We start from the raw sequence: 19,559 nt of genomic DNA on the forward strand, positions 1-19,559 counted from the left end.
GATTTCCGGCGCCGGCGCCCGGCCGCGGGACCGGGGTCGCGGCCGGGCGCCGGCACGTCCGGCGGGGTCGGGGGCGGGACTCAGCTCAGGCGCAGCCAGAGGGCGGGGACGTTCGAGGGCTCCCAGCCCGCGTAGGCCGTGTGGGGCTGGCGGCACTCGTAATCGGCGCCGGAGTAGGAGACCCGGTTGCCGGTGGTGTAGGCCGTGCCCGCCTTCCAGGCGGGGTAGGCCCCGGTGGGGGTGACGGTCGGCGTCGGGGTGGGAGTCACGGTGGGGGTGACCGTCGGCGTCGGCGTCGGGGTGACCGTCGGGGTGGCGCTCACCGTGGGGGAGGGGGTGGCGCAGGCCCCGAGGTCCTTCCAGACGTCGTTGGTGCCCGGCTCGTTGTTCTGGGTCCACCACCTGGCCTCCCACTGCCTGCCCTTGTGGGAGACCTTGTTGCCGCCGCCGTAGACCTGGGTGGCCGACCACGCGGGGGCGGCGCAGTCGCCCCCCGGGCCGGTCGTGGGGGTCGGGTTGACGATCACGCCGCCGCGGGCGTTGTCGGCGGTCAGGCCGTAGGTCCTGCCGCCGAAGCTCACGGTGAAGTTCGCCGGCGCCGGAGCGGGCAGGTAGTAGACGTAATCCATGTTCAGCGAGGCGCCGGGGGCCAGCGGCTCGTTGGCGCGCAGCTTGAAGGAGATCCGGTTGAAGTCGCCCTTCAGGCCGCCGACGTTGTTTCCCGCGCCGTGCTCGCTGCTGATCACGGTGACGCCGTAGCCGGACTGGTCCTTGGCGTTCTTCGGGGCCGAGCTGGCGTAGTCCCACTGGAACTCCGCGCCGCCGGGGATCGCCGTGGCCGACCTGTTGGTGATCTTCAGCTTGCCGGTGATCGGGTAGTTGCTGTCGCCGACCGGGAAGCCGCCGATCTCCACGCTCACGTCGAGCTTCTCGGCGGGCACGTTCACCTTGGCGCGGGTGGCGCCGTACGGCGTGGCGCTCCTGAACGCCTCGTACACCTGGCTGGTGAGCGTGTCGCCCATGAACCACTCACCCTTGGCCGCGTCCCAGTCGTAGTCGCCGGCGAGCTCCCAGATCATCAGGCCGCCGATGCCCCGGTCCTTGACGTAGCCGGTCTTGACGCCGATGGACTGCTCGTCCTCGGTGGACAGGAAGACCTTCTTGGCGGAGTTCCACAGCCACGGCGCCACCAGGGTGGAGTCGTAGTTGCGGGTGTAGGCGCCGGTGAGCCTGTCCTCGGGGTCGGCCGGGTCCAGGCCGTAGGCGGGCCCGTAGGAGCCGGTGCGGCCGTCCTGGAGGTTCCTGGCGTGCCACAGCGGGTTGCCGCCGCCGCTGACCTCGGTGTTGTTCTCCTCGTCGTGCCAGAGGTTGTCGATGCCGCGCGCGCCGTCGCCGCAGGTGGTCAGGCCGGTCGGGCAGCCGCTGGTGCTCTTGGCCGTGCCCCACAGGCCGTTGACGCCGCCGGTGACGTTGCGCCAGCCGCGGGTGTAGTACGGCACGCCGATGTTGATCCGGCCGGCCTGCACCGCGCCGCGGAAGTAGTGGTAGGCCCAGTCGGTGTTGAGGTAGCCGATCCCGCCGTACGCCTCGGTGTTGTAGACGTTCCACCTGGCGAGCTCGGCGTCCTTGCCGTCGTCGTAGAGCGCGGCGTTGGGGCCGACGAACTCGTTCCACGCGCCGTGCAGGTCGTAGGACATGATGTTGACGTAGTCCAGGTACTGGGTGACCTGGAAGGTCTCCATGCCGCGCAGCAGGTAGCCGGACGACGGGGCGGCGACCGTCAGCATGTAGTACTTGCCGTCGGCGGCCGAGGCGGCGTTGAGCCTGTCGCGCATGGTCTTCATCAGGACCGCGTAGTTCTTCATCAGCGACGCGCGGCGGGCGTTGGCGACCTGCCAGTCCAGCGGGTGGCCCGCGTCCTTCATCGAGGTCGGATACTCGTAGTCGAGGTCGACGCCGTTGAAGCCGTACTTCCTGACGAAGGCCACCGAGGAGTCGGCGAAGGCGTTGATCCCGGCGGTGTTGACCGAGCCGTCGGCGTTCGTCGTCATCGTGTAGAAGCCGCCGGAGGGCTGGCGGTTGCCGGAGCCGTCGAGGTAGCCGCCGGTCTCGGCCCAGCCGCCGACGCTGATCAGCGTCTTGGCGTCCGGGTTGGCCTTCTTGTACTTGTTCAGCAGGTTGAAGTGGCCCTTGTACGGCAGGGCGGGGTCGGGGGTGTCGATCCCCGGCCACTCCATGCCGGTGGCCGCGTTGTCCGGGCCGTCGGCGCCGACCGAGATCCTGTTGTCCGGGCCGACGTGCGCGAACGCGTAGTTGATGTGGGTGATCTTGCCCCACGGGATGTCCTTGGCCAGGTAGGAGGGCTGACCGTTCTTGCCGGTCCGCCATCCGGTGAAGTAGCCGATGATGCGGCGGGGGTGGTCGGCCCCCATCTTCTCGCGGCCGGCCTCGTCGTAGACCTGGCAGAAGGGCACGTCGAGGCCGGGTGTGGTGTAGAGGCCGTCCGGGCGGCAGGACTCGTCGCCGGCGGCGGCGCCGGCCGTGCCGGCGAGCGCGCCCGCGATCAGGGCGAGTGACGCGCCGGCCGCCGCGAGGCCGGCGCGTAGGCGTGCGGACATGGGAGAGCTACCTCCGAGGGAACGTGGCCGTGATCCCGCCCCCCACGGGTCGTTTGAACCGGAAACTATGCGGTCCCACCAGGTCCGTCAATGCCTTCTTTTAAGAAACTTTCTTGATAGTTAAGGGATGTGGGGCGGCGGCGACGGCCCGCGGCGCTTCAGGGGCGCTGCCACACGATGGAGTAGCGCCACAGCAGATGGCGGCGGAAGCGGCAGCCGGGCAGCAGGCGGCGCGCCGCGTCGCGGACCTGGCCCCAGGACATGTCGGGGTCCTCCATCGGCATGCCGGCCGGGTGGCCCTTGCCGCCGTGCCGCCGCGCCCGGACGAGGGAGGCGGGGACGCCGGCGCCGCTGATGAGCCAGTCCGACGCGGTGCGGTTGCGGGCCAGCCCGACGATCGCCAGGCGGCCCCCCGGCGCGAGCAGCCGGGCCATGCCGGTGACTGCGGCTTCGAAGTCCATGTGGTGCACGACGGCGACGGCGCTGACGAAGTCGTACTTCCCCGCGGGGAAACGGCCCCGGGGGTCGTCGAGGAAGTCCGCCGTCACGAAGGTCACCTCGTCGCCGGGCACGTCGCGCTCGCGGGCGAGACGGATCATCTCCGGCGAGCGGTCCACCCCTGTCACGTGGCGGGCCCGGCCGGCCAGCTTGCGGGCCAGCATGCCGTCGCCGCAGCCGATGTCCAGCGCCTCGCCGCACCCCTCCGGCACGGCGCCGAGCACCAGCGGATGGTAGTGGACGTTGTGGTTCCAGTAGTCGTCGGGCATCAGCGCACTGTACTCCGGGCGGCGGCGCGGCGCCGTGCTACCTCCGGCGGGCCCGGGCGGCGAGGTCCAGCACCCGGCCGTAGAAGTCCAGATACCGCTCGGCCATCACCGGCGGGGAGAACCGGAGCGCGGCGCTGCGGCGGCACTCGCCGGGGTCGATGTCCTCGACACGCTTCAGGTGCTCGCGCAGCTCCTGTTCGGTGTCGGCGAGCAGGCCCGTGCGCCCGTGCTCGACGAGCTCGGGCAGGCAGCCGCGCCGCAGGCCGACGACGGGGGCGCCGCAGGCCAGCGCCTCGATGACGGCCGTGCCGCCGGGCTCCTCCCACTGCACCGGGAACAGCGCGGCGCGGGCGTCGAGGAGCAGCCGCTCGCGCTCCGGGCCGTTCACCGAGCCGGCCCAGCGGACGAGCTCGCCGTCGACGTACGGTGCCAGCCGGTCGAGGTGATAGCGCACGTCGGGATTGGCGTGGGCGCAGTGGTCCGGATCGGCGAGCGCGGCGGCCAGCTCCCGGGGCCCGCGCAGCCCGCCGACCGGGCCGGCCAGGACGAGTGGCAGCCCGAGCTCCCGGCACAGCCGCGCGCCCAGGTGCTGCCCCTTGAGCGGGCTGATGCGGCCCAGCATCACCACCGGACCGCGGTGGCCCCGTCCCGCGCCGTCGGACGGGGCCGCCGGCCGCGCTCCGTCCGGGGCCCGGCCCTCCTCGGGCGGGGCCGTACGGTCCGCGCCGGCCAGCGGGGTCGCCAGATACGCCCAGCCGAGGCTGTGCTCGCGCAGGTTGCGCGGCGCCCGCGCGACCTGGGAGCGGGACACGCCGTTGACCCAGACCCTGCCGTCGCCGCTGAAGCCGCCGTAGAGCTCGGGATGCTTGTGCAGGTCCCAGTGCAGGGTGTGCAGCACGGGCGGGGCGGAGCGGCCCATGGTGCTCAGGACGCCGAGGCCGACCGCCTCCACGTGGTCGTGGACCAGGTCGATGTCCTCGCGCCGGCGCAGCTCCGCGACGACCCGCTGCATGTGCGCGTGGGCCAGCCCCATCACCTGGTTGTAGGGGCGCTGCAGCTGCGCGAACTGTCCCTCGTCGAACACGCACACCTGATCGTCGGCCGCCAGGGTGCTCGCGGCGACCGTGGCCAGGACCACACGGGTGCCGCGGGCCCTCAGCTCGGGCACGAGCGTGGCCACGACCGTCTCGATCCCCCCGTATCCGTGGGGCGGGACCGGCAGCCAGGGGCCGGCGTTCATCAGCACCGTGATGTTCACGGCTGTCCCCGTTCCGGCATCAGCCGAGCGCCCGAGGCGTACTCCGGAATGGTGATCAGCGGCGGCCGCTCGTACACGCCCACGTCGCTGACGTGCAGCCGCCGGCCGTTGCCGATCTGGCGGACCTGCACGATCCGGCCGTTGGGCCGGTCGGCGGTGACGAGCCGGCCCTCCCGCTCCAGCCGCGACCAGGCGGTGAGCATGATGTGGCCGGCCATCCGGCCGAGCGCCTCGATCGGCTGGTGGGAATGGACCCGCACGCCGAGATCGACCTGCGCGAGGGAGTCCAGGCCCACCCGGCCGAGCAGGTCGACGAGCAGGCCCAGCTCGACGCCGTAGCCGGTGACGAACGAGATCTCCTCCAGCACGGCGCGGCGGCCGGCGTACTCGCCGGCCAGCGGCTGGATGAAGCCGGCCAGCGCGGGCCAGTGCAGGTTGATCAACGGGCGGGCGACCAGCTCGGTCACCCTTCCGCCGCCGTGCGGCTGCGCGGCCGTGCCGTCGGCCAGCGGCCGGTCGTAGCAGCCCTTGACGTAGACCACCGAGGGGTCGGACAGCAGCGGCCCGAGCAGTCCGGTGACGAAATGCGTGCCGAAGTTGCGCAGGTCCGCGTCGATGAAGACGACGAGGTCACCGGTCGTGACGGCCAGCGCCTTCCACAGCGCGTCCCCTTTGCCGGGCAGGACGCCGTACTCGCGCAGCACGGCGTTCTGGTGGACGACCTGCGCGCCCGCGTCGACGGCCACCCGGGCGGTCGCGTCGGTCGAGCAGGAGTCGATCACCACGAGCTCGTCGATCAGGGGGAGACGCTCCCGCAGGTCCCGTCGGATCCGCCCGACGATCTCCCCGACGGTGCGTTCCTCGTTGCGCGCGGGCAGGACCACGCTGACCCTGTGGTCGCCCTTGGCGGCGAGCACGGCCTCAGGGAGCCAGTCGCCGGCCCGGCTGGTGCGCGCGTCCAGCCAGCGGCCGACCTCAGTGAACATCGCCCCTCAAGGGCGGATACCCAAGTGTCGTCATCGACTGTGTCCCCCCGGCTGTATACCCGTGTTATTGCTGTTTGCCCTGATCAGAGCAGTTCAAATCCGGTGTCAGAGGGTTTGACGTCGAGTAATGGTGGGATTGCTCGTTCTGTGACCTGTCGAATCGGTTTCGTGGGCGCGGGGAACGTCGCCGCGCGCCACGCGCGTGTGCTTTCGAGCTTCCCGGACGTCCGTATCGCCGGGATCGCCGACACCGACGCCACCCGGGCCGCCGGGCTGGCCCGCGAGCACGGGACGGCCGCCTACGGCGACCACGCCACCCTGCTGCGGAGCGAGCGGCTCGACGCCGTCTACGTCTGCGTGCCGCCCTTCGCGCACGGGCCGATCGAGCTCGCCGTCCTGGACGCCGGCCTGTCGCTGTTCGTGGAGAAGCCGCTCGCGCTGGACGAGGCGACCGCCCGGCGGGTGGCCGCCGCGGCGCGGCGGCGGGGGGCCGTGACCGCGGTCGGGCACCACTGGCGCTACCTGGACGTCGTCGAGCAGGCGCGGCGGCTGCTCGGCGACCGGCCGGTACGGCTGGCGGTGGGCGTGTGGCTGGACAAGGTGCCCCCGGTGCCCTGGTGGCCGCGCCGCGACGGCTCGGGCGGGCAGGTCATCGAGCAGGCGGTGCACGTGCTCGACCTGGCCCGGCTGCTCGTCGGAGAGGTCACCGAGGTGAGTGCCCACGAATCAGGACACCCGCCCGATCAGGCCGAAGGGGCGGTCGGAGCGGCCACCGGGGCCCTGCTGCGCTTCCGCGACGGCGCCACCGGGATCCTCGGCGCCACCTGCCTGCTGGGCTGGAAGCACCGGGCCGGGCTGGAGATCTACGCCGAGGGCATCGCGCTGCGGATATCGGAGGACCGGCTGGTCGTCGACACCGGGGCGGGACGCCGGGTCATCATCGAATCCGGAGACGCCAGGCGCCGCGTGGACCGGGCGTTCGTGGACGCGGTGCTGCGCCGCGGCACGGACGTGCGGGCCCCCTACGACGACGCGCTCCGCACGCACCGGCTGGCGTGCGCGGTCGCCCGCGCGGCCACCTCCGGCGCACCGGTGAGGTTGGAGGACACCGATGGGTGAGCGGGTCGTGCGGGTGCTGCAGGTCGCCGGCGCGGGCCGGGTCGTCATCGCCGAGGAGCCGGAGACGCCGGTCGGGGACGGCGGCTTCCGCGTCGAGACGCTCTACAGCGGGCTGTCGGCGGGCACGGAGCTGTCCTACGTCAAGGGGACCAACCCCTACCTGTCGGCGGGCTGGGATCCGGCGTTCGGGCTGTTCCGCGCCGACCGGCCGGCCGCCGCGTACCCGGTGACGCGGCTGGGCTACATGGAGGTCGCCCGGGTCGCCGAGAGCCGCACCCCGGCGCTGTCGCCCGGCCAGGTCGTGGCGATGGCGTACGGCCACCGGACCGGCTACACGGCCGACTCCGTCGAGGACCGCTACGTCCCGCTGCCCGCCGAACTGGACCCCCTGCTGGGCATCTACGCCGCCCACATGGGGCCCATCTGCGCGAACGGCCTGCTGCACGCGGCCGCCGACATCTGCGGGGCGGACGTGCGCACCCTCGGCGACGGCGTGCGGGGCCGGTGCGTCGCGGTGACCGGGGCGGGGGTCGTCGGACTGATGACCGCCCTGTTCGCCCGGCATCACGGCGCCGCGGCGGTGACGGTGGTGGACCGGACCCGGGACCGGCTGGAGCGCGCCGGACGGCTCGGCTTCGACACGGTCGCGATGGACGGCCGGGACCCGGCGCTCGCGGTGAAGGCCCGCTGGCGGCACTCCCGCAACGACCGGGGCGCCGACGTGGTCTTCCAGTGCCGGGGCCGGCCGGAGAGCCTGCACCTCGGGCTGCGGCTGCTGCGGCCCCAGGGCACGGTCGTCGACCTGGCCTTCTACCAGGAGGGCGCGGCGCGACTGCGGCTCGGCGAGGAGTTCCACCACAACGCGCTGTCGATCAGGTGCTCGCAGATCGGCCGCGTGCCGCGCGGGCTGGACCACGTCTGGAGCCGGGACCGGCTCTCGGCCGAGACGCTCGACCTCCTGCGCGCGCACGGCGACGGGATCCGCCGCCACCTGATCACTGACATGGTGCCCTTCGACGAGGCGCCCCCGTTCATGTCCGCTCTCGCGGCCCGGCGCCGGCACACCGTCCAGACCGTGTTCGACATGGTCTCCGGATGACCCCCGTCCCGGCCCGCCGGCCGCGCGGCGAGCACGCCGGTCCTGGTCCCGCAGCCGGTCCCTGCCCCACAACCGGCCCCTGCCCCAGGCGGCCCCGGTCCCGTGGCCGGGCGGCCCGTCAGCCGCCGCCCAGACGCCGGACGGCGAGCGCGGCGGCGCGGACCGCGAGCGCGGGCGAGAGCCGCGTGCCGCGCCAGGCCATCCGTCCCGACGCCGGGGCCACGATGAGCGCCCGGTCGCGCGCCAGGCCCCTCATGATGTCGACGGCCAGCGAGTCGGCCGGGTAGAGCCGGCCCTGGGTCCTGACCGCCGACCGCCGGGCGCCCGTCCCGGTCGCGGTCTGCGGCAGGCCGGGGTTGGCGTGGTCGAGCAGCGGGGTGTCGGTGAAGCCCGGGCAGACCACGCTCACCCGCACGCCGTGCGCCGCCGCCTCGGCCCGCAGCGCGAGCGACAGCCCGACCACCGCATGCTTGGTCGCCGTGTAGGGGGCCATCAGCGGGGCGGGGACCAGGCCGGCCAGGGACGCGGTGTTCACGATGCGGCCGTGGCCCTGCCGGATCATGACCGGGTAGGCGGCGTGGACGCCGTGGACCACGCCGCGCAGGTTCACGTCGATGGTGCGCTCCCAGTGGTCGAGGGTGAGCTCGTCGGTGGTGCCGCCGACCGCGATCCCGGCGTTGTTGAACATGAAGTCCAGCCGGCCCCGCTCGGCCCTGACGGCCGTGACCAGGTCCTGGACGGCCTGCGGGTCGGTGACGTCCAGCGCCGCGCCCACGCCGCCGCACTCCTTGGCGACCCGCTCGGCCCCGGCGCCGTCCAGGTCCGCGACCACGACGTGCGCGCCGCGCCCGCCGAGCTCGCGGCAGAGGGCCCGGCCGATGCCGGAGGCCCCGCCCGTCACGATCGCCGTCCTCATCGGGCCCTCTCCCCGGCCGGCGCCGCCCAGATGCCCATCGCCTTCCAGACCCCGCGCTGGACGGGGTTCGTCATGCCCAGCTCGGCGCAGAGCTCCCGGGTCTTGGCCACCGAGTCGCGGATCTGCCCGGCCGTCTCGGGGCTGTCGGTGTAGACCTCCTTGACGACGTGCTCGGGGATCCGGAACCGCCTGATCATGGACCCGGGGGGCGACAGCATGATCCGGGCCATGACGCCCAGGACGACGGGCGAGACGATCCCCAGCGTGAAGCGGCGGTAGCGGGGCATCCGCGGGACCCGGCGGCGCAGGTAGTGCCGGGCGAAGGAGATGTGCCGGGCCTCCTCCGCGATGTGGATCCGCATGATGGTCTCCTCCAGGGGGTGCCGGATCTGGCCCTCCCTGAGGGTCTTGCGCTGCACGTGGTCGATCGGGTCCTCGCCGCCGAGCACGAAGATGAAGAACAGCTCGGTGGAGATCAGCGGGATCCAGGGGGTGATCTGGGCCAGCAGGCTCAGCGGGCCCGGCATGCCCCTGATCGGAAGCCCCGTGCGGTTGACGAACTCCTGGAACATCATCCCGTGATGTCCCTCTTCGATGGTCTCGTGGTAGACGTAGCGGAACTCGGGGGAGCCGTTCGGCAGCCGGTAGGCGTAGTTCAGCAGGCCACGCTTGAGCAGGTTCTCGAACTGCAGGCCGATCTTCATGGCGGTCGCCACCCGCCACAGGCCGATCCTGGCGCGGACCTCGGGCGGCTGCGCCCGGTACCAGGGGTGCCCGCCGAGCCTGTCGACCCCGGGCAGCTCCCAGCGGGGGTCGTCCTGGCGGACGAGGAAGTCCTCGTCGTCCCAGGGGATGTCGGCGTAGGGCTCCCAGTGCTTGTCGACCGAGGCCTTGGACAGGCGCTCGATGACGGCCTCGTAGGCGCGCCTCTCCGTGACGGCCTGGTCGTTCTCTCTGTCCGCGGTGGTGTTCGGAGCGGGTGTCATCGCTGCACTCCCATCGGGTGTCCTGCCGCGTAATTGTACGAAGCATCTAATAGCGGCGGAAGCCCCCGAAGGGGTGTGAGCTCCCTCACGCCGGTGTGGCGTCCTTAACTCAGCGTTGTATTCGGGCCACTCCCGATCCTCACCGTGACCTTCCGGTAGCTCGCGGTGATGCGATCCTTCCGGTATGACAGCGGTGTTCGCTTCTCGACCCCTCCTGGGAGCCGTACTTCTGTTGTCCGTCAGCGCGGCCTGGGGGTCGGCCTTCCCGCTGATGAAAGACCTCATCGTCCGGATGCCGGTGGCCGACCTGCTCGCCGAGCGGTACGGCATCGCCGCGCTCGTCCTGGTCGCGGTCCGTCCGGGCTGCCTGCGGGGGCTGCCGGACGGCACCTGGCTGACCGGCGCCCTGCTCGGCCTGCTGTTCGGCGTGGGCCAGACCGCCCAGGCCGTCGCGCTGCACGACCTGCCGTCGTCGGTGTCGGGCTTCGCCGTCGGCTCCTACGTGGTGATCACCCCGGTCCTCGGGCTGGTCCTGCTCGGCACCAGGATCCCGGGGCGCACCTGGGCCGCGGTGGCGCTCGCGCTGGCCGCGATGACGGCCTTCACCCTGCTGCGGGAGGCCGGGGGCGCCGCCGTCTCCCCGCCCGCCCTGGCCGTCACCCTGCTGTCGGCGGTCCTGTACTCGGCGCACACGCTGGTGCTGGGAAGCTCCGCCGGGGCCCGGCGCGACGCCTACGCGGTCGCGGTGATCCAGCTCGGCACCATCGCGCTCATGACGGGCGTCCTGGCGGTGCCGGACGGTCTCACCCTGCCCCGGACGCCGGGCGACTGGATGATCCTCGGCCACCTGTCGGTCGTGGCCTGCGCGCTGGGCTTCCTGGCCCGCTCCTACGGCCAGCTCCACGTCCCGCCGGTGCCCGCCGCCGTGCTCCTGTCGGCCCAGCCGCTCTGGGTGACCGCCCTGGCCGTCGTGCTGTACGGCGAGCCGCTCACCTGGTCCGTCTTCCTCGGCGGCGGGCTGATCGCCCTGGCCATGCTCCTGGTCGTGCTGCCCGGCGGGCTGCTCAGGACAGCGCGTCGACGGACAGGCCCAGCTCCGCCGCGGTAGCCGTACGGACGAGCTGGGCCATGCGGGCCCGGGGCAGCACGCGCTTGTGCACGGTCACCTGGGTGGACAGGCCGTCGACGAGCGAGATGATCCGCCAGGTCGAGCCGTCGGGGTCGGCGCAGGTGAAGGCCCCGGCCGCGGCGCCCTCGTCGATGATCGCGCGCAGCGCCTGCTTCCAGCGCAGGTCGATCCTGCGGGACATCTCCTCCAGGTCGGGGTTGCGTATCGACTCGGCCCAGGCGTCGATCCACAGCGTCCACGACTTGGACCTGCCGCTGGGGGAGTAGAGCCTGAGCAGCCCGCGCAGCCGCTCCAGCGGGGAGCCGCCCGACTCCTCCAGCTTGGTGAGCGCCTCCAGGTCGCGCTCCGCCGCGTAGGCGAAGGCCTGGGCGAACAGGTTCTCCTTGGTCTCGAAGTGGTAGAACAGCAGCGCCTGGCTGACCCCGGCGGCCTGCGCGATGTCCGCGGTCCGGGTGTGCCCGAACCCCTGGGCCGCTATGACATCGCAGGCGGTCCGGAGCAGATCGTCACGGCGTAGTCGCCCAAATCCCCGTGCCACAGGGGAACACTAGCGGTTCAGGGGGATACGCAGGACGAAACGTGCGCCTTGCGAGCTGTCTTCGAGCGTCAGCCGTCCGCCGTGCGCCTGGGCGATCTCCCTGGCGATGGCCAGCCCCAGCCCGGTGCCCCCGGCGTCCCTGTTGCGCGAGGCGTCCAGCCGGGTGAACCGGTGGAAGACCATCTCCCGGTACTCGGGGGCGATGCCGGCGCCGTCGTCGACCACTTCGACGACGGCCATGCCGTCCTGCTCCGTCGCGCTCACCGAGACCCGCGAGGCGGCGTGCCGCTCGGCGTTGTCCAGCAGGTTCGTCAGCAGCCGCGCCAGCCGGAGCCGGTCGCCCGACACGATGAGGCCGGGCTTCAGCTCCCGGACCACCGTGACGCCGCGCTTGCGGCGGTCCAGCTCGTCGCCGCACAGCTCGCCCAGGTCGACCGGCTCCCTGTCGGAGGACGTGCCGGCGTCGATCCTGGCGAGCATCAGCAGGTCGGAGGCGAGAGCCTGGAGCCGGTCGAGACTGGCGAGCATCGCGGTGGCCTTCGCGGTCCAGTCGGTGTCGTCGGGATAGAGCAGCGCCTCCTCCACCTGGGCGCGCATGGCGGTGAGCGGGCTGCGCAGGTCGTGGGAGGCGTCGGAGACGAACCGGCGCTGCCGTTCCACCGCGGCCTCCAGGCGGTCGAGGGTCTGGTTGATCGTCTCGGCCAGCTGCCTGATCTCGTCGTGCGCCTCGGGCACCGGGACCCGCCGGCCGAGGTCGGTCGCGGTGATCTCCGCCAGCCGCTTCCTGATGTCGCTCACCGGGTGCAGCGCCCTGGTCACCATGTGGTGGGCGCCGAACCCGGCCAGCGCCACGAGCAGCAGGGAGGAGCCGACGAGCGCGGTGAACACGCCGGGGTGGACGTACCAGGGGGTCTCGTCGTCGACGGAGTAGATGAGCCAGTCGCCCTCCCGCCGGTGGATGCGGAGGGCCACGACGACCATGCACCTGTCGGGGAACCGGGGGATGTCGCAGAGCTGCCGGTCGGCCCGCACCTTCCCGTCGAGGGGGGCGAAGTCCGCTACCGGGGGGGCGCCGGCCAGGCTCGGGGACGAGGCGACGACCTCGCCCTCCGGGTTCAGGACCTGGACGCCCTCGGTGTTCCCCACCGGCAGGGTGGCGGGCCGCGCGCTCCCGCTCCGGGCGAGGTTGACGACCTCCAGGGCGGATCCGGCCACCTCGTTGGTCCGGGAGAACTCCGCCATGTCGTAGAGGGCGAGCGTCAGGACGGTGGTGACCAGGATGCCGCACACGACGGTGACGGTGACGGCGATGAGCGTCAGCCGCGTCCGCACGGAGTAGCCGTTCCGTGTGATCACGCCAATCTCTCCCCCCGGAGATCAGACGATCACATGGATGGATTAATTACCGATTCCTGGTGCTTCATGGCCAAGGATGGGCAAATATCCCCCCTGCCTTCCGCTGTAGAGCATTGCTCTGTACTGCTGATCCGGCGCTGGTTAGAGTAAGTGAGCGCTGATTGGAGCGGACATGAACCTTGCGGACGCGGACGCTGCGGGCACCGACCCGGCGAACACCGATCTTGAGGACGCCGGCCCCGAGGACAGCGGCCTCGCGGACTACCGCCGGCGGGCCAGGAGCTGGCTGGCGGCCAACGCCCCGGAGGCCGGGGCCGGAGGCGGTCCCGGCGCAGACGGGGTCGCCGCGGCGAAGACCTTCATGGCCGGTCTCCACGACGCGGGCTATTCGGGGATCTCCTGGCCCGCGGAGTGGGGCGGGCAGGGGCTGAGCCAGGCGGAGGAGCGGGCCTTCGCCGAGGAGGCGAGAGACTTCACGCTGCCGACCTACCTGTTCTCCATCGGACTGGGCATGTGCGGGCCGACCCTGCTCGACCTCGGCACCCCCGAGCAGAAGGCCCGCCACATCCGGCCGCTGCTGCGCGGGGAGGAGGTCTGGTGCCAGCTGTTCTCCGAGCCCGGCGCGGGCAGCGACGTCGCCGCCCTGCAGACCCGGGCGACGGAGACCGAGGACGGCTGGGTGGTCAGCGGCCAGAAGGTCTGGACCTCGGTGGCCCAGCACGCCTCCCACGGCCTGCTGCTCACCCGCACCGACGTGGACGTGCCCAAGCACCGGGGCCTGACGATGTTCGTCGTGGACATGCGGGCCCCCGGCGTCACCGTCCGGCCGCTGCGGGACATGACCGGCCGCGCCCACTTCAACGAGATCTTCTTCGACGACGTGCGCATTCCCGCCGAGAACCTGGTCGGCCAGGTCAACGACGGCTGGAGCTGCGCGGTCACGACCCTCCTGCACGAGCGCCTGTCGATCTCCGGCGGCGTCGGCATGAGCGGCCAGAAGGACGACCCGGCCGCCTTCGAGGCGCTGCGCCGGACCGCCGACACCGGCGACCCCCTCGTGCGGGACCAGCTCGTCGAGCTCTACATCCGCTCCCGCGCGCTCGCCCTGTTCAACCAGCGGCTCGCCCAGGAGACCAAGGCGGGCATCTTCCCCGGCGCCCGGGGCAGCGCGGCCAAGCTGCTCCTGGCCGAGCTCAGCATGTTCCAGGCCGACCTGGCCACCTCGCTGGCCGGCCCGGAGGCCGTGGCCTACGAGGACGACGGCCGGCTGGCCGGCTCGATCGCGCTCGCCCCCGCGCTGTCCCTCGGCGGCGGCACCAACGAGATCATGCGCAACATCATCGGCGACCGGGTGCTGAACCTGCCGCCCGAGCCGCGGGTGGACAAGAACGTGCCGTTCAAGGACCTGAAGACGGGAACCCAGCAGTGAAACTCGTCCTCACCGAGGAGCAGCGGGAGCTGCGCGACACGGTCCGCTCCTTCCTCACCGCGGCCTCGCCCCTGTCCGAGGTCCGCCGGGCCGCCGACTCGGAGACCGGTTACGACCCGGCCGTCTACCGGCGCCTCAACGGCGAGCTCGGGCTCGCCGGCCTCATCGTCCCGCAGGAGCACGGCGGGGCCGGCGCTGGATACGCCGAGCTCGCCGTCGTCCTGGAGGAGACCGGCGCGGCGCTGCTGCCCGGCCCGTTCCTGGCCACCACCCTCGCGGCGATCCTGCTGACCGAGCTGGAGGACAAGGAGACGCTGCCGGGCATCGCCGCCGGGACCACGGTCGCGACCGTGGCACTCGACGGCGACCGGGCGCTCAACGGAGTGGAGGCCGAGGTGGTCCTCGCGGTGGACGGCACGCGGGTCCGGGCCGTCCGGGGCGGCGCCCGCACCCCGCTGACCGTCCTGGACCCGACGCGCAGGCAGGCGCGGGTGGACCTGCGGGAGGGCGAGGCCGTCTCCGCCCCGGAGGCGGCGCTGGCCAGGGCCCGCGACCTGTTCGCGGTGGCGGTGGCCGCCGAGCAGCTCGGCGTGCTGCGCGCCTCGCTGGAGGCGATCGTGGCCTACGCCAAGGTCCGGGTGGCCTTCGGCCGGTTCATCGGCTCCTACCAGGGGGTCAAGCACAGGCTCGCCGACATGCACTGCAAGCTGGAGCAGGCCGACTCTATCGTCCGGCACGCCGCCTGGGCGGCCGACGAGGCCCCCGGCGAGCTGCCCCTGGCCGCCGCGCTCGCCCAGGCCCACGTGGGCCGGGCCTGCTTCGAGGTGGCCCGCGACAGCCTGCTGCTGCACGGCGGGATCGGTTTCACCTGGGAGCACGACGCGCACCTCTACTACAAGCGGGCCAAGGCCGACGAGGTGCTCCTCGGCCCGCCGCGGATCCACCGGGCACGTCTGGCCGATCTGCTGGAGCTCTGAGCCCGAGGAGGGACCCCATGCCCGACATCAGCACGCTCCCCGGCTTCTACCGGATCGCGCAGGCCGACCCGGAGCGCCGGGCGGTGATCGACACCGACGGCACGGTGACGACCTACGGCGAGCTGCTCGCCCGGGTCAACCAGGTCTCGCACGGGCTGCGGGCCCGGGGACTCGCCGAGGGGGGCGTGGTCGCCGGAGTGCTGCCCAACGGCCTCGACGCGGTGGTCATGCTGATGGCCACCGGCCAGGTCGGCCTGTACTACGTGCCGGTCAACTGGCACCTGACGGACGCCGAGATCGCCTACATCCTGGCCGACTGCGACGCCGAGATCGTGGTCGCCGGCCCGGCCCACCCCGTGGAAGGGGCGCTCACCGGCACCGCCGCCCTGGCCGAGGGGCAGCCCGTGACCGCCCCCGAGGGCAGATCGGCGGGCGCGGTCATGTGGTACACCTCGGGCACCACCGGGTTCCCCAAGGGCGTGCAGCGGCCGCTGCCCGGCACCGAGCCGGAGGCGACGGTCCCGCTCGTCACCTGGTTCCTGGGCGAGGTCTGCGACCTGCGGCCGGGCGACGGGATCCACCTGGTGACCTCGCCGATGTACCACTCCGCGCCCTGCGCCCACACGATGTTCGCGCTGCACCTGGGCCACACCCTGGTGATCGCGCCCAGGTTCGAGCCGGCCGGGATCCTCGAACTGATCGACCGCTACCGGGTGACCAACGCCATGATGGTCCCGACGATGTTCCACCGGATGCTCCGGCTGCCGGCGGAGGTCCGCCGCGCCCATGACGTGTCGTCGCTCCGGCAGGTGGTCCACACCGCCGCGGCCTGCCCGGTGGAGGTCAAGAAGCAGATCATGGACTGGTGGGGACCGGTCCTGTACGAGTACTACGGCTCCACCGAGTCGACCATCGCCTTCTCCGTCAAGCCGCACGACTGGCTGGAGCGCCCCGGCACGGTCGGCCGCCCGGCGCCGGGCTTCGAGGCCCGGATCCTCGGCCCGGAGGGCGAGGAGCTCCCGGCCGGCGAGCCCGGCATGGTCTACGTCAAGTCGGGGCTCGGCGGCTTCGCCTACCGCAAGGACCCGGCCAAGACCGCCGCCAGCATGCGGGGGGAGTGGTACGCCCCCGGGGACATCGGGTTCATGGACAAGGACGGCTTCCTGTTCCTGTGCGACCGCCGTACCGACCTGATCGTCTCGGGCGGGGTGAACATCTACCCCGCCGAGATCGAGGCGGCGCTGCTGGAGCACCCGGGGGTCGCCGACGTCGCGGTGATCGGCGTGCCCGACGAGGAATGGGGCCACACCGTCGTCGCGCTCGTCCAGCCGGCGCCCGGCGCCCGGCCCTCCCCGCAGGAGCTGCTGGAGCACCTCGGCCCGCGCATCGCCCGGTTCAAGCACCCCCGGGTGATCGAGTTCCGTGAGGAGCTGCCCCGCACTCCCACCGGGAAACTCTCCCGCACCAGGGTCCGGGAGGCGTATCTGTCCCGCTAAGGGCTGTTTCTTAGATCAGGTCCGGAGCTGGCGGCCGGGCCGTCCGGCGCCGCCGCTAGGTGGTGATCCACTCGGTGGAGGTGGTGACCTCCTCCAGGATGTCCTGGACGGGGTCGACGCCGATGCCGGGGCCGGTCGGGACGTCCAGGTGGCCGTCGCGGAGCTCGAACGGCGGCGTGATGTCGGTGGCATAGTAACGGCGCGAGGCGGAGGTGTCGCCGGGCAGGGTGAAGCCGGGCAGCGCGGCCAGGGCGACGTTGGCGGCGCGGCCGACGCCGGTCTCCAGCATGCCCCCGCACCACAGGGCGACGCCGTGGGCGCGGGCCAGGTCGTGGATCCGGCGGGCCTCCAGATAGCCGCCGATCCGGCCGGGCTTGACGTTGATGATCGAGCAGGCGCCCAGGGTGATGGCGGCGGCGGCGTGCTCGGCCGACTCGATGGACTCGTCGAGGCAGATCGGGGTCTTCAGCCGCTCGGCGAGCCGGGCGTGCTGGACCATGTCGTCGTTGGCCAGTGGCTGCTCGATGAGCAGCAGGCCGAAGTCGTCGAGCTTGGCCAGGTGGGGGGCGTCGGTGAGGGTGTAGGCGGCGTTGGCGTCGACCTGGAGCAGCAGGTCGTCGCCGAAGCGCTCACGCACGGCACGGACGGGGGCCACGTCCCAGCCGGGCTCGATCTTCAGTTTGATCCGGACGTAGCCCTCCGCGAGATAGCCGCCGACGGCGTCCAGGAGCTCCGGGACGGAGTTCATGATGCCCACCGACACCCCGCACGGCACCCGGTCCTTGGACGCCCCCAGGAAGGAGGCCAGGGACTGGCCGCCGGCCCGGAGCTGGGCGTCCAGGACGGCGCTCTCCAGGGCGGCCTTGGCCATCCGGTGCCCCTTGAACGGTTCGAGGGCCCGGCCCACGCCGTGCACGTCGGCGTGGGCGGGCAGGGCGGGGATGAGGAAGCGGCGCAGCACCTCCGCGGCGCCGTCCACGTACTCGGGGGAGTAGAGCGGCTCGGACATGGCCACGCACTCGCCCCAGCCCTCGGCGTCGGGGGTGACGACCCGCACCAGCAGCACGTCCCGTTCGGTCTCGGTGCCGAACGAGGTGCGGAACGGCGCGACCAGCGGCATCCCGATCCGCCGCAGTTCGATTCCAGTGATCTTCATGTTCTCTCCTTCTCGGTGGGTCCCTCGCCTGCCGGGGGCCGTCGCCCGCCCCCGCTCCCTCCGGCCGGGCTCACCGTTCCACGACGTAGTGGCCCTCGCCGGTGAACCCGGTCACCCGGGCTCCTTCCCTCATCAATCCGCCCAGCACGTCATGTACGGCGTGGCGCCACGCCAGCGCCGCGCCCGGATCGGCGCGGCGCAGCGTCTCGATGTCGGCGGGGACCGCGACCAGTACCGTGGGGGCGTCGGTCCGTCCGGCGACCGGGCGGCCGTCGCGTTCGGCCAGGGCGGTCACCGCGTCCGGCGGGACCTGCGGTCGGTACGGCTCGCCCCGGGCGGCCGCCGACACCCGCGGCTCGGACAGCCGCCAGACGGCGAGCACCCGGTCCGACTCGTCACCGATGTTGATCGCGTCCTCCATGACGCCGTAGAAGGACGGCAGGTACTCCTCGGGGCGGGCGCCGAGCTTGACCAGGTTGAAGTGGGCGTTGCGCCGCACCAGCGGGTCGTAGGTCCAGGTGATCCGGTCCAGGCCCCGGTCGAGGGCCCAGGCGCGCTGGTGCAGCTTGAGGGCGAACCCGATCCCGCGCCCGGCGGAGGCGCCGGTGACGTGGGAGTGCAGCACCTGCCCGGGCGGCGCCCCGAAGAACGCCACCGAGGCCCCGACCATCCGGCCGCCCTGGTAGGCCCCGGCCACGTAGTTGCCCGCGTGGGACAGCGCCCGCATCATCTCCACGGTGATCGGCGGATCGCCGGGCCCGGGGTGCCAGATGTCGTCGAACAGCCGGTGGACCTCCTCGAAGCCGGACAGCTCCGACAGTTCGACGATGCGCACCCCCGCGGCCTCCGCCGCCGCCGCGGCGTGCTCGTCGCTCCGCGGGGAGCCCGCCGGACGGTCCGTCACCCGTCGTCCTTCAGCACCGCCGAGATCAGCCCGGCCAGCAGTGCCGTACGGCCGGGCATCTCGGCCACGACCACGTGCTCGTGCGCGGCGTGCGCGCCGCCCCCCACCGCGCCCAGCCCGTCGAGCGTCGGGCAGCCGACGCCGGCGGTGAAGTTCCCGTCGGAGGCGCCGCCCACGGCCACCCCCCGCACCGCTCCCATGCCCAGATTCTTCGCGATCCGGCAGGCCAGCTCGTACAGGCGCGCCGAGGAGGTCTCCTCCAGCGGCGGCCGGTTCGGGCCCCCGCTCACCTCCAGCCGGGTCCCCGGGACCCGGGGGACCAGCGCCCGCACCAGCTCGTCCACCCGGTCCTGTGCCGCGACGGTGGGCACGCGCACGTCCACCTCCACGCTGGCCAGCGCGGGCACGGTGTTGACGGTGGTGCCCCCCGACAGCACGGTCGGCGTCACCGTGGCCGGGCCCAGGCCGCCCGGCCGGCCCGACGCCGGCCCGCCGTCCACCGACGCGGCGATCGCGCCGAGCGCGAGGATCTGGTGGGCCAGCTCGACCGCGGCGTTGGCCCCCATCGCAGGCTCCAGGCCCGCGTGCGCCGCCCTGCCGTGCACGGTGACCCGGTAGTTGGAGGTGCCCTTGCGCGCGGTCTTGAGCGCGCCGCCGTCGGCGCTGGCCTCCAGCACGAACGCGGCCGCGCAACCGCGCGCCGACTCCTCGATCAGCGCGCGCGAGGTCGGCGACCCGACCTCCTCGTCCCCGGTGACCAGCAGGCACACCCCGTCCGGCGACGGCAGCGCGGCCAGCGCGTGGAAGGCCTGCACCAGCCCGGCC

Annotated in this window: 17 protein-coding genes; 6 read left to right on the forward strand and 11 right to left on the reverse strand. The window is 72.9% G+C overall.

Translation table 11 applies throughout. The annotated features are described in order from the left end of the window. Window positions 1-80 precede the first annotated feature (80 nt). The 4 genes from ACZ6R6_RS36880 to ACZ6R6_RS36895 form a co-directional block, all read right to left on the reverse strand. Window positions 81-2,618, reverse strand: coding sequence for a chitinase C-terminal domain-containing protein (locus ACZ6R6_RS36880; RefSeq protein ID WP_470101373.1), 2,538 nt, complete (start codon window positions 2,616-2,618; stop codon window positions 81-83). A 158-nt stretch (window positions 2,619-2,776) separates the two neighbouring features. Further along, window positions 2,777-3,385, reverse strand: coding sequence for a class I SAM-dependent methyltransferase (locus tag ACZ6R6_RS36885; protein ID WP_470101375.1), 609 nt, complete (start codon window positions 3,383-3,385; stop codon window positions 2,777-2,779). Between the two features lie 37 nt (window positions 3,386-3,422). After that, window positions 3,423-4,643, reverse strand: a complete 1,221-nt coding sequence (locus tag ACZ6R6_RS36890; protein ID WP_470101377.1) for a glycosyltransferase — start codon at window positions 4,641-4,643, stop codon at window positions 3,423-3,425. After that, window positions 4,640-5,629 carry a glucosyl-3-phosphoglycerate synthase gene (locus ACZ6R6_RS36895; protein WP_470101379.1) on the reverse strand — a complete coding sequence of 330 codons (990 nt, stop codon included), beginning with the start codon at window positions 5,627-5,629 and terminating at the stop codon, window positions 4,640-4,642. The genes ACZ6R6_RS36890 and ACZ6R6_RS36895 overlap by 4 nt, the downstream gene beginning before the upstream one ends. 168 nt (window positions 5,630-5,797) lie before the next feature. Between ACZ6R6_RS36895 and ACZ6R6_RS36900 the strand changes: the two genes are divergently transcribed. Beyond that, the gene (locus ACZ6R6_RS36900; protein ID WP_470101380.1) at window positions 5,798-6,748 is read left to right on the forward strand and encodes a Gfo/Idh/MocA family protein; all 951 of its coding nucleotides are present in this window, start codon (window positions 5,798-5,800) and stop codon (window positions 6,746-6,748) included. Next, the gene (locus ACZ6R6_RS36905) at window positions 6,741-7,847 is read left to right on the forward strand and encodes a zinc-dependent alcohol dehydrogenase (protein WP_470101382.1); all 1,107 of its coding nucleotides are present in this window, start codon (window positions 6,741-6,743) and stop codon (window positions 7,845-7,847) included. Before ACZ6R6_RS36900 ends, ACZ6R6_RS36905 begins: the two co-directional genes overlap by 8 nt. Before the next feature lie 118 nt (window positions 7,848-7,965). Here the strand turns inward: ACZ6R6_RS36905 and ACZ6R6_RS36910 are convergent, their stop codons facing one another. Both ACZ6R6_RS36910 and ACZ6R6_RS36915 read right to left on the reverse strand, forming a co-directional pair. Beyond that, window positions 7,966-8,763, reverse strand: a complete 798-nt coding sequence (locus tag ACZ6R6_RS36910) for an SDR family NAD(P)-dependent oxidoreductase (RefSeq protein ID WP_470101384.1) — start codon at window positions 8,761-8,763, stop codon at window positions 7,966-7,968. Then, entirely contained in the window at window positions 8,760-9,749 is a 990-nt protein-coding gene (locus ACZ6R6_RS36915) for an AurF N-oxygenase family protein (protein WP_470101386.1), read from the reverse strand. The genes ACZ6R6_RS36910 and ACZ6R6_RS36915 overlap by 4 nt, the downstream gene beginning before the upstream one ends. A gap of 184 nt (window positions 9,750-9,933) precedes the next feature. Between ACZ6R6_RS36915 and ACZ6R6_RS36920 the strand changes: the two genes are divergently transcribed. Then, a complete protein-coding gene (locus ACZ6R6_RS36920; protein WP_470101388.1) occupies window positions 9,934-10,857 on the forward strand; it encodes a DMT family transporter in 924 nt (307 codons plus the stop codon). Here the strand turns inward: ACZ6R6_RS36920 and ACZ6R6_RS36925 are convergent. Both ACZ6R6_RS36925 and ACZ6R6_RS36930 read right to left on the reverse strand, forming a co-directional pair. Further along, window positions 10,814-11,416, reverse strand: coding sequence for a TetR/AcrR family transcriptional regulator (locus tag ACZ6R6_RS36925; protein WP_470101390.1), 603 nt, complete (start codon window positions 11,414-11,416; stop codon window positions 10,814-10,816). The two genes, ACZ6R6_RS36920 and ACZ6R6_RS36925, sit on opposite strands and share 44 nt — an antisense overlap. 9 nt (window positions 11,417-11,425) lie before the next feature. Continuing rightward, the gene (locus ACZ6R6_RS36930) at window positions 11,426-12,772 is read right to left on the reverse strand and encodes a sensor histidine kinase (protein WP_470101391.1); all 1,347 of its coding nucleotides are present in this window, start codon (window positions 12,770-12,772) and stop codon (window positions 11,426-11,428) included. 172 nt (window positions 12,773-12,944) lie between these two features. Between ACZ6R6_RS36930 and ACZ6R6_RS36935 the strand changes: the two genes are divergently transcribed. Genes ACZ6R6_RS36935 through ACZ6R6_RS36945 form a run of 3 tightly spaced genes read left to right on the forward strand, consistent with a single transcriptional unit; the run spans window position 12,945 to window position 16,674 of the window. Next, a complete protein-coding gene (locus tag ACZ6R6_RS36935) occupies window positions 12,945-14,201 on the forward strand; it encodes an acyl-CoA dehydrogenase family protein (protein WP_470101393.1) in 1,257 nt (418 codons plus the stop codon). After that, window positions 14,198-15,178: an acyl-CoA dehydrogenase family protein gene (locus ACZ6R6_RS36940; RefSeq protein WP_470101395.1), complete on the forward strand. Its 981-nt coding sequence runs from the start codon at window positions 14,198-14,200 to the stop codon at window positions 15,176-15,178. The genes ACZ6R6_RS36935 and ACZ6R6_RS36940 overlap by 4 nt, the downstream gene beginning before the upstream one ends. 17 nt (window positions 15,179-15,195) lie before the next feature. Continuing rightward, window positions 15,196-16,674, forward strand: a complete 1,479-nt coding sequence (locus ACZ6R6_RS36945) for an AMP-binding protein (protein WP_470101397.1) — start codon at window positions 15,196-15,198, stop codon at window positions 16,672-16,674. A 55-nt stretch (window positions 16,675-16,729) separates the two neighbouring features. Here the strand turns inward: ACZ6R6_RS36945 and menC are convergent, their stop codons facing one another. The 3 genes from menC to ACZ6R6_RS36960 form a co-directional block, all read right to left on the reverse strand. Further along, window positions 16,730-17,830 (reverse strand): o-succinylbenzoate synthase, encoded by a 1,101-nt coding sequence (gene menC, locus ACZ6R6_RS36950; protein ID WP_470101399.1) that lies wholly within the window; start codon window positions 17,828-17,830, stop codon window positions 16,730-16,732. Between the two features lie 70 nt (window positions 17,831-17,900). Further along, complete coding sequence (locus ACZ6R6_RS36955; RefSeq protein WP_470101410.1) at window positions 17,901-18,659, reverse strand: GNAT family N-acetyltransferase; 759 nt, start codon at window positions 18,657-18,659, stop codon at window positions 17,901-17,903. A gap of 71 nt (window positions 18,660-18,730) precedes the next feature. Continuing rightward, the coding region (locus ACZ6R6_RS36960) for a M20/M25/M40 family metallo-hydrolase (RefSeq protein ID WP_470101401.1) at window positions 18,731-19,559 on the reverse strand (829 nt) is incomplete at its 5' end.

This window comes from Streptosporangium sp. NPDC048886 (genome assembly GCF_055586905.1).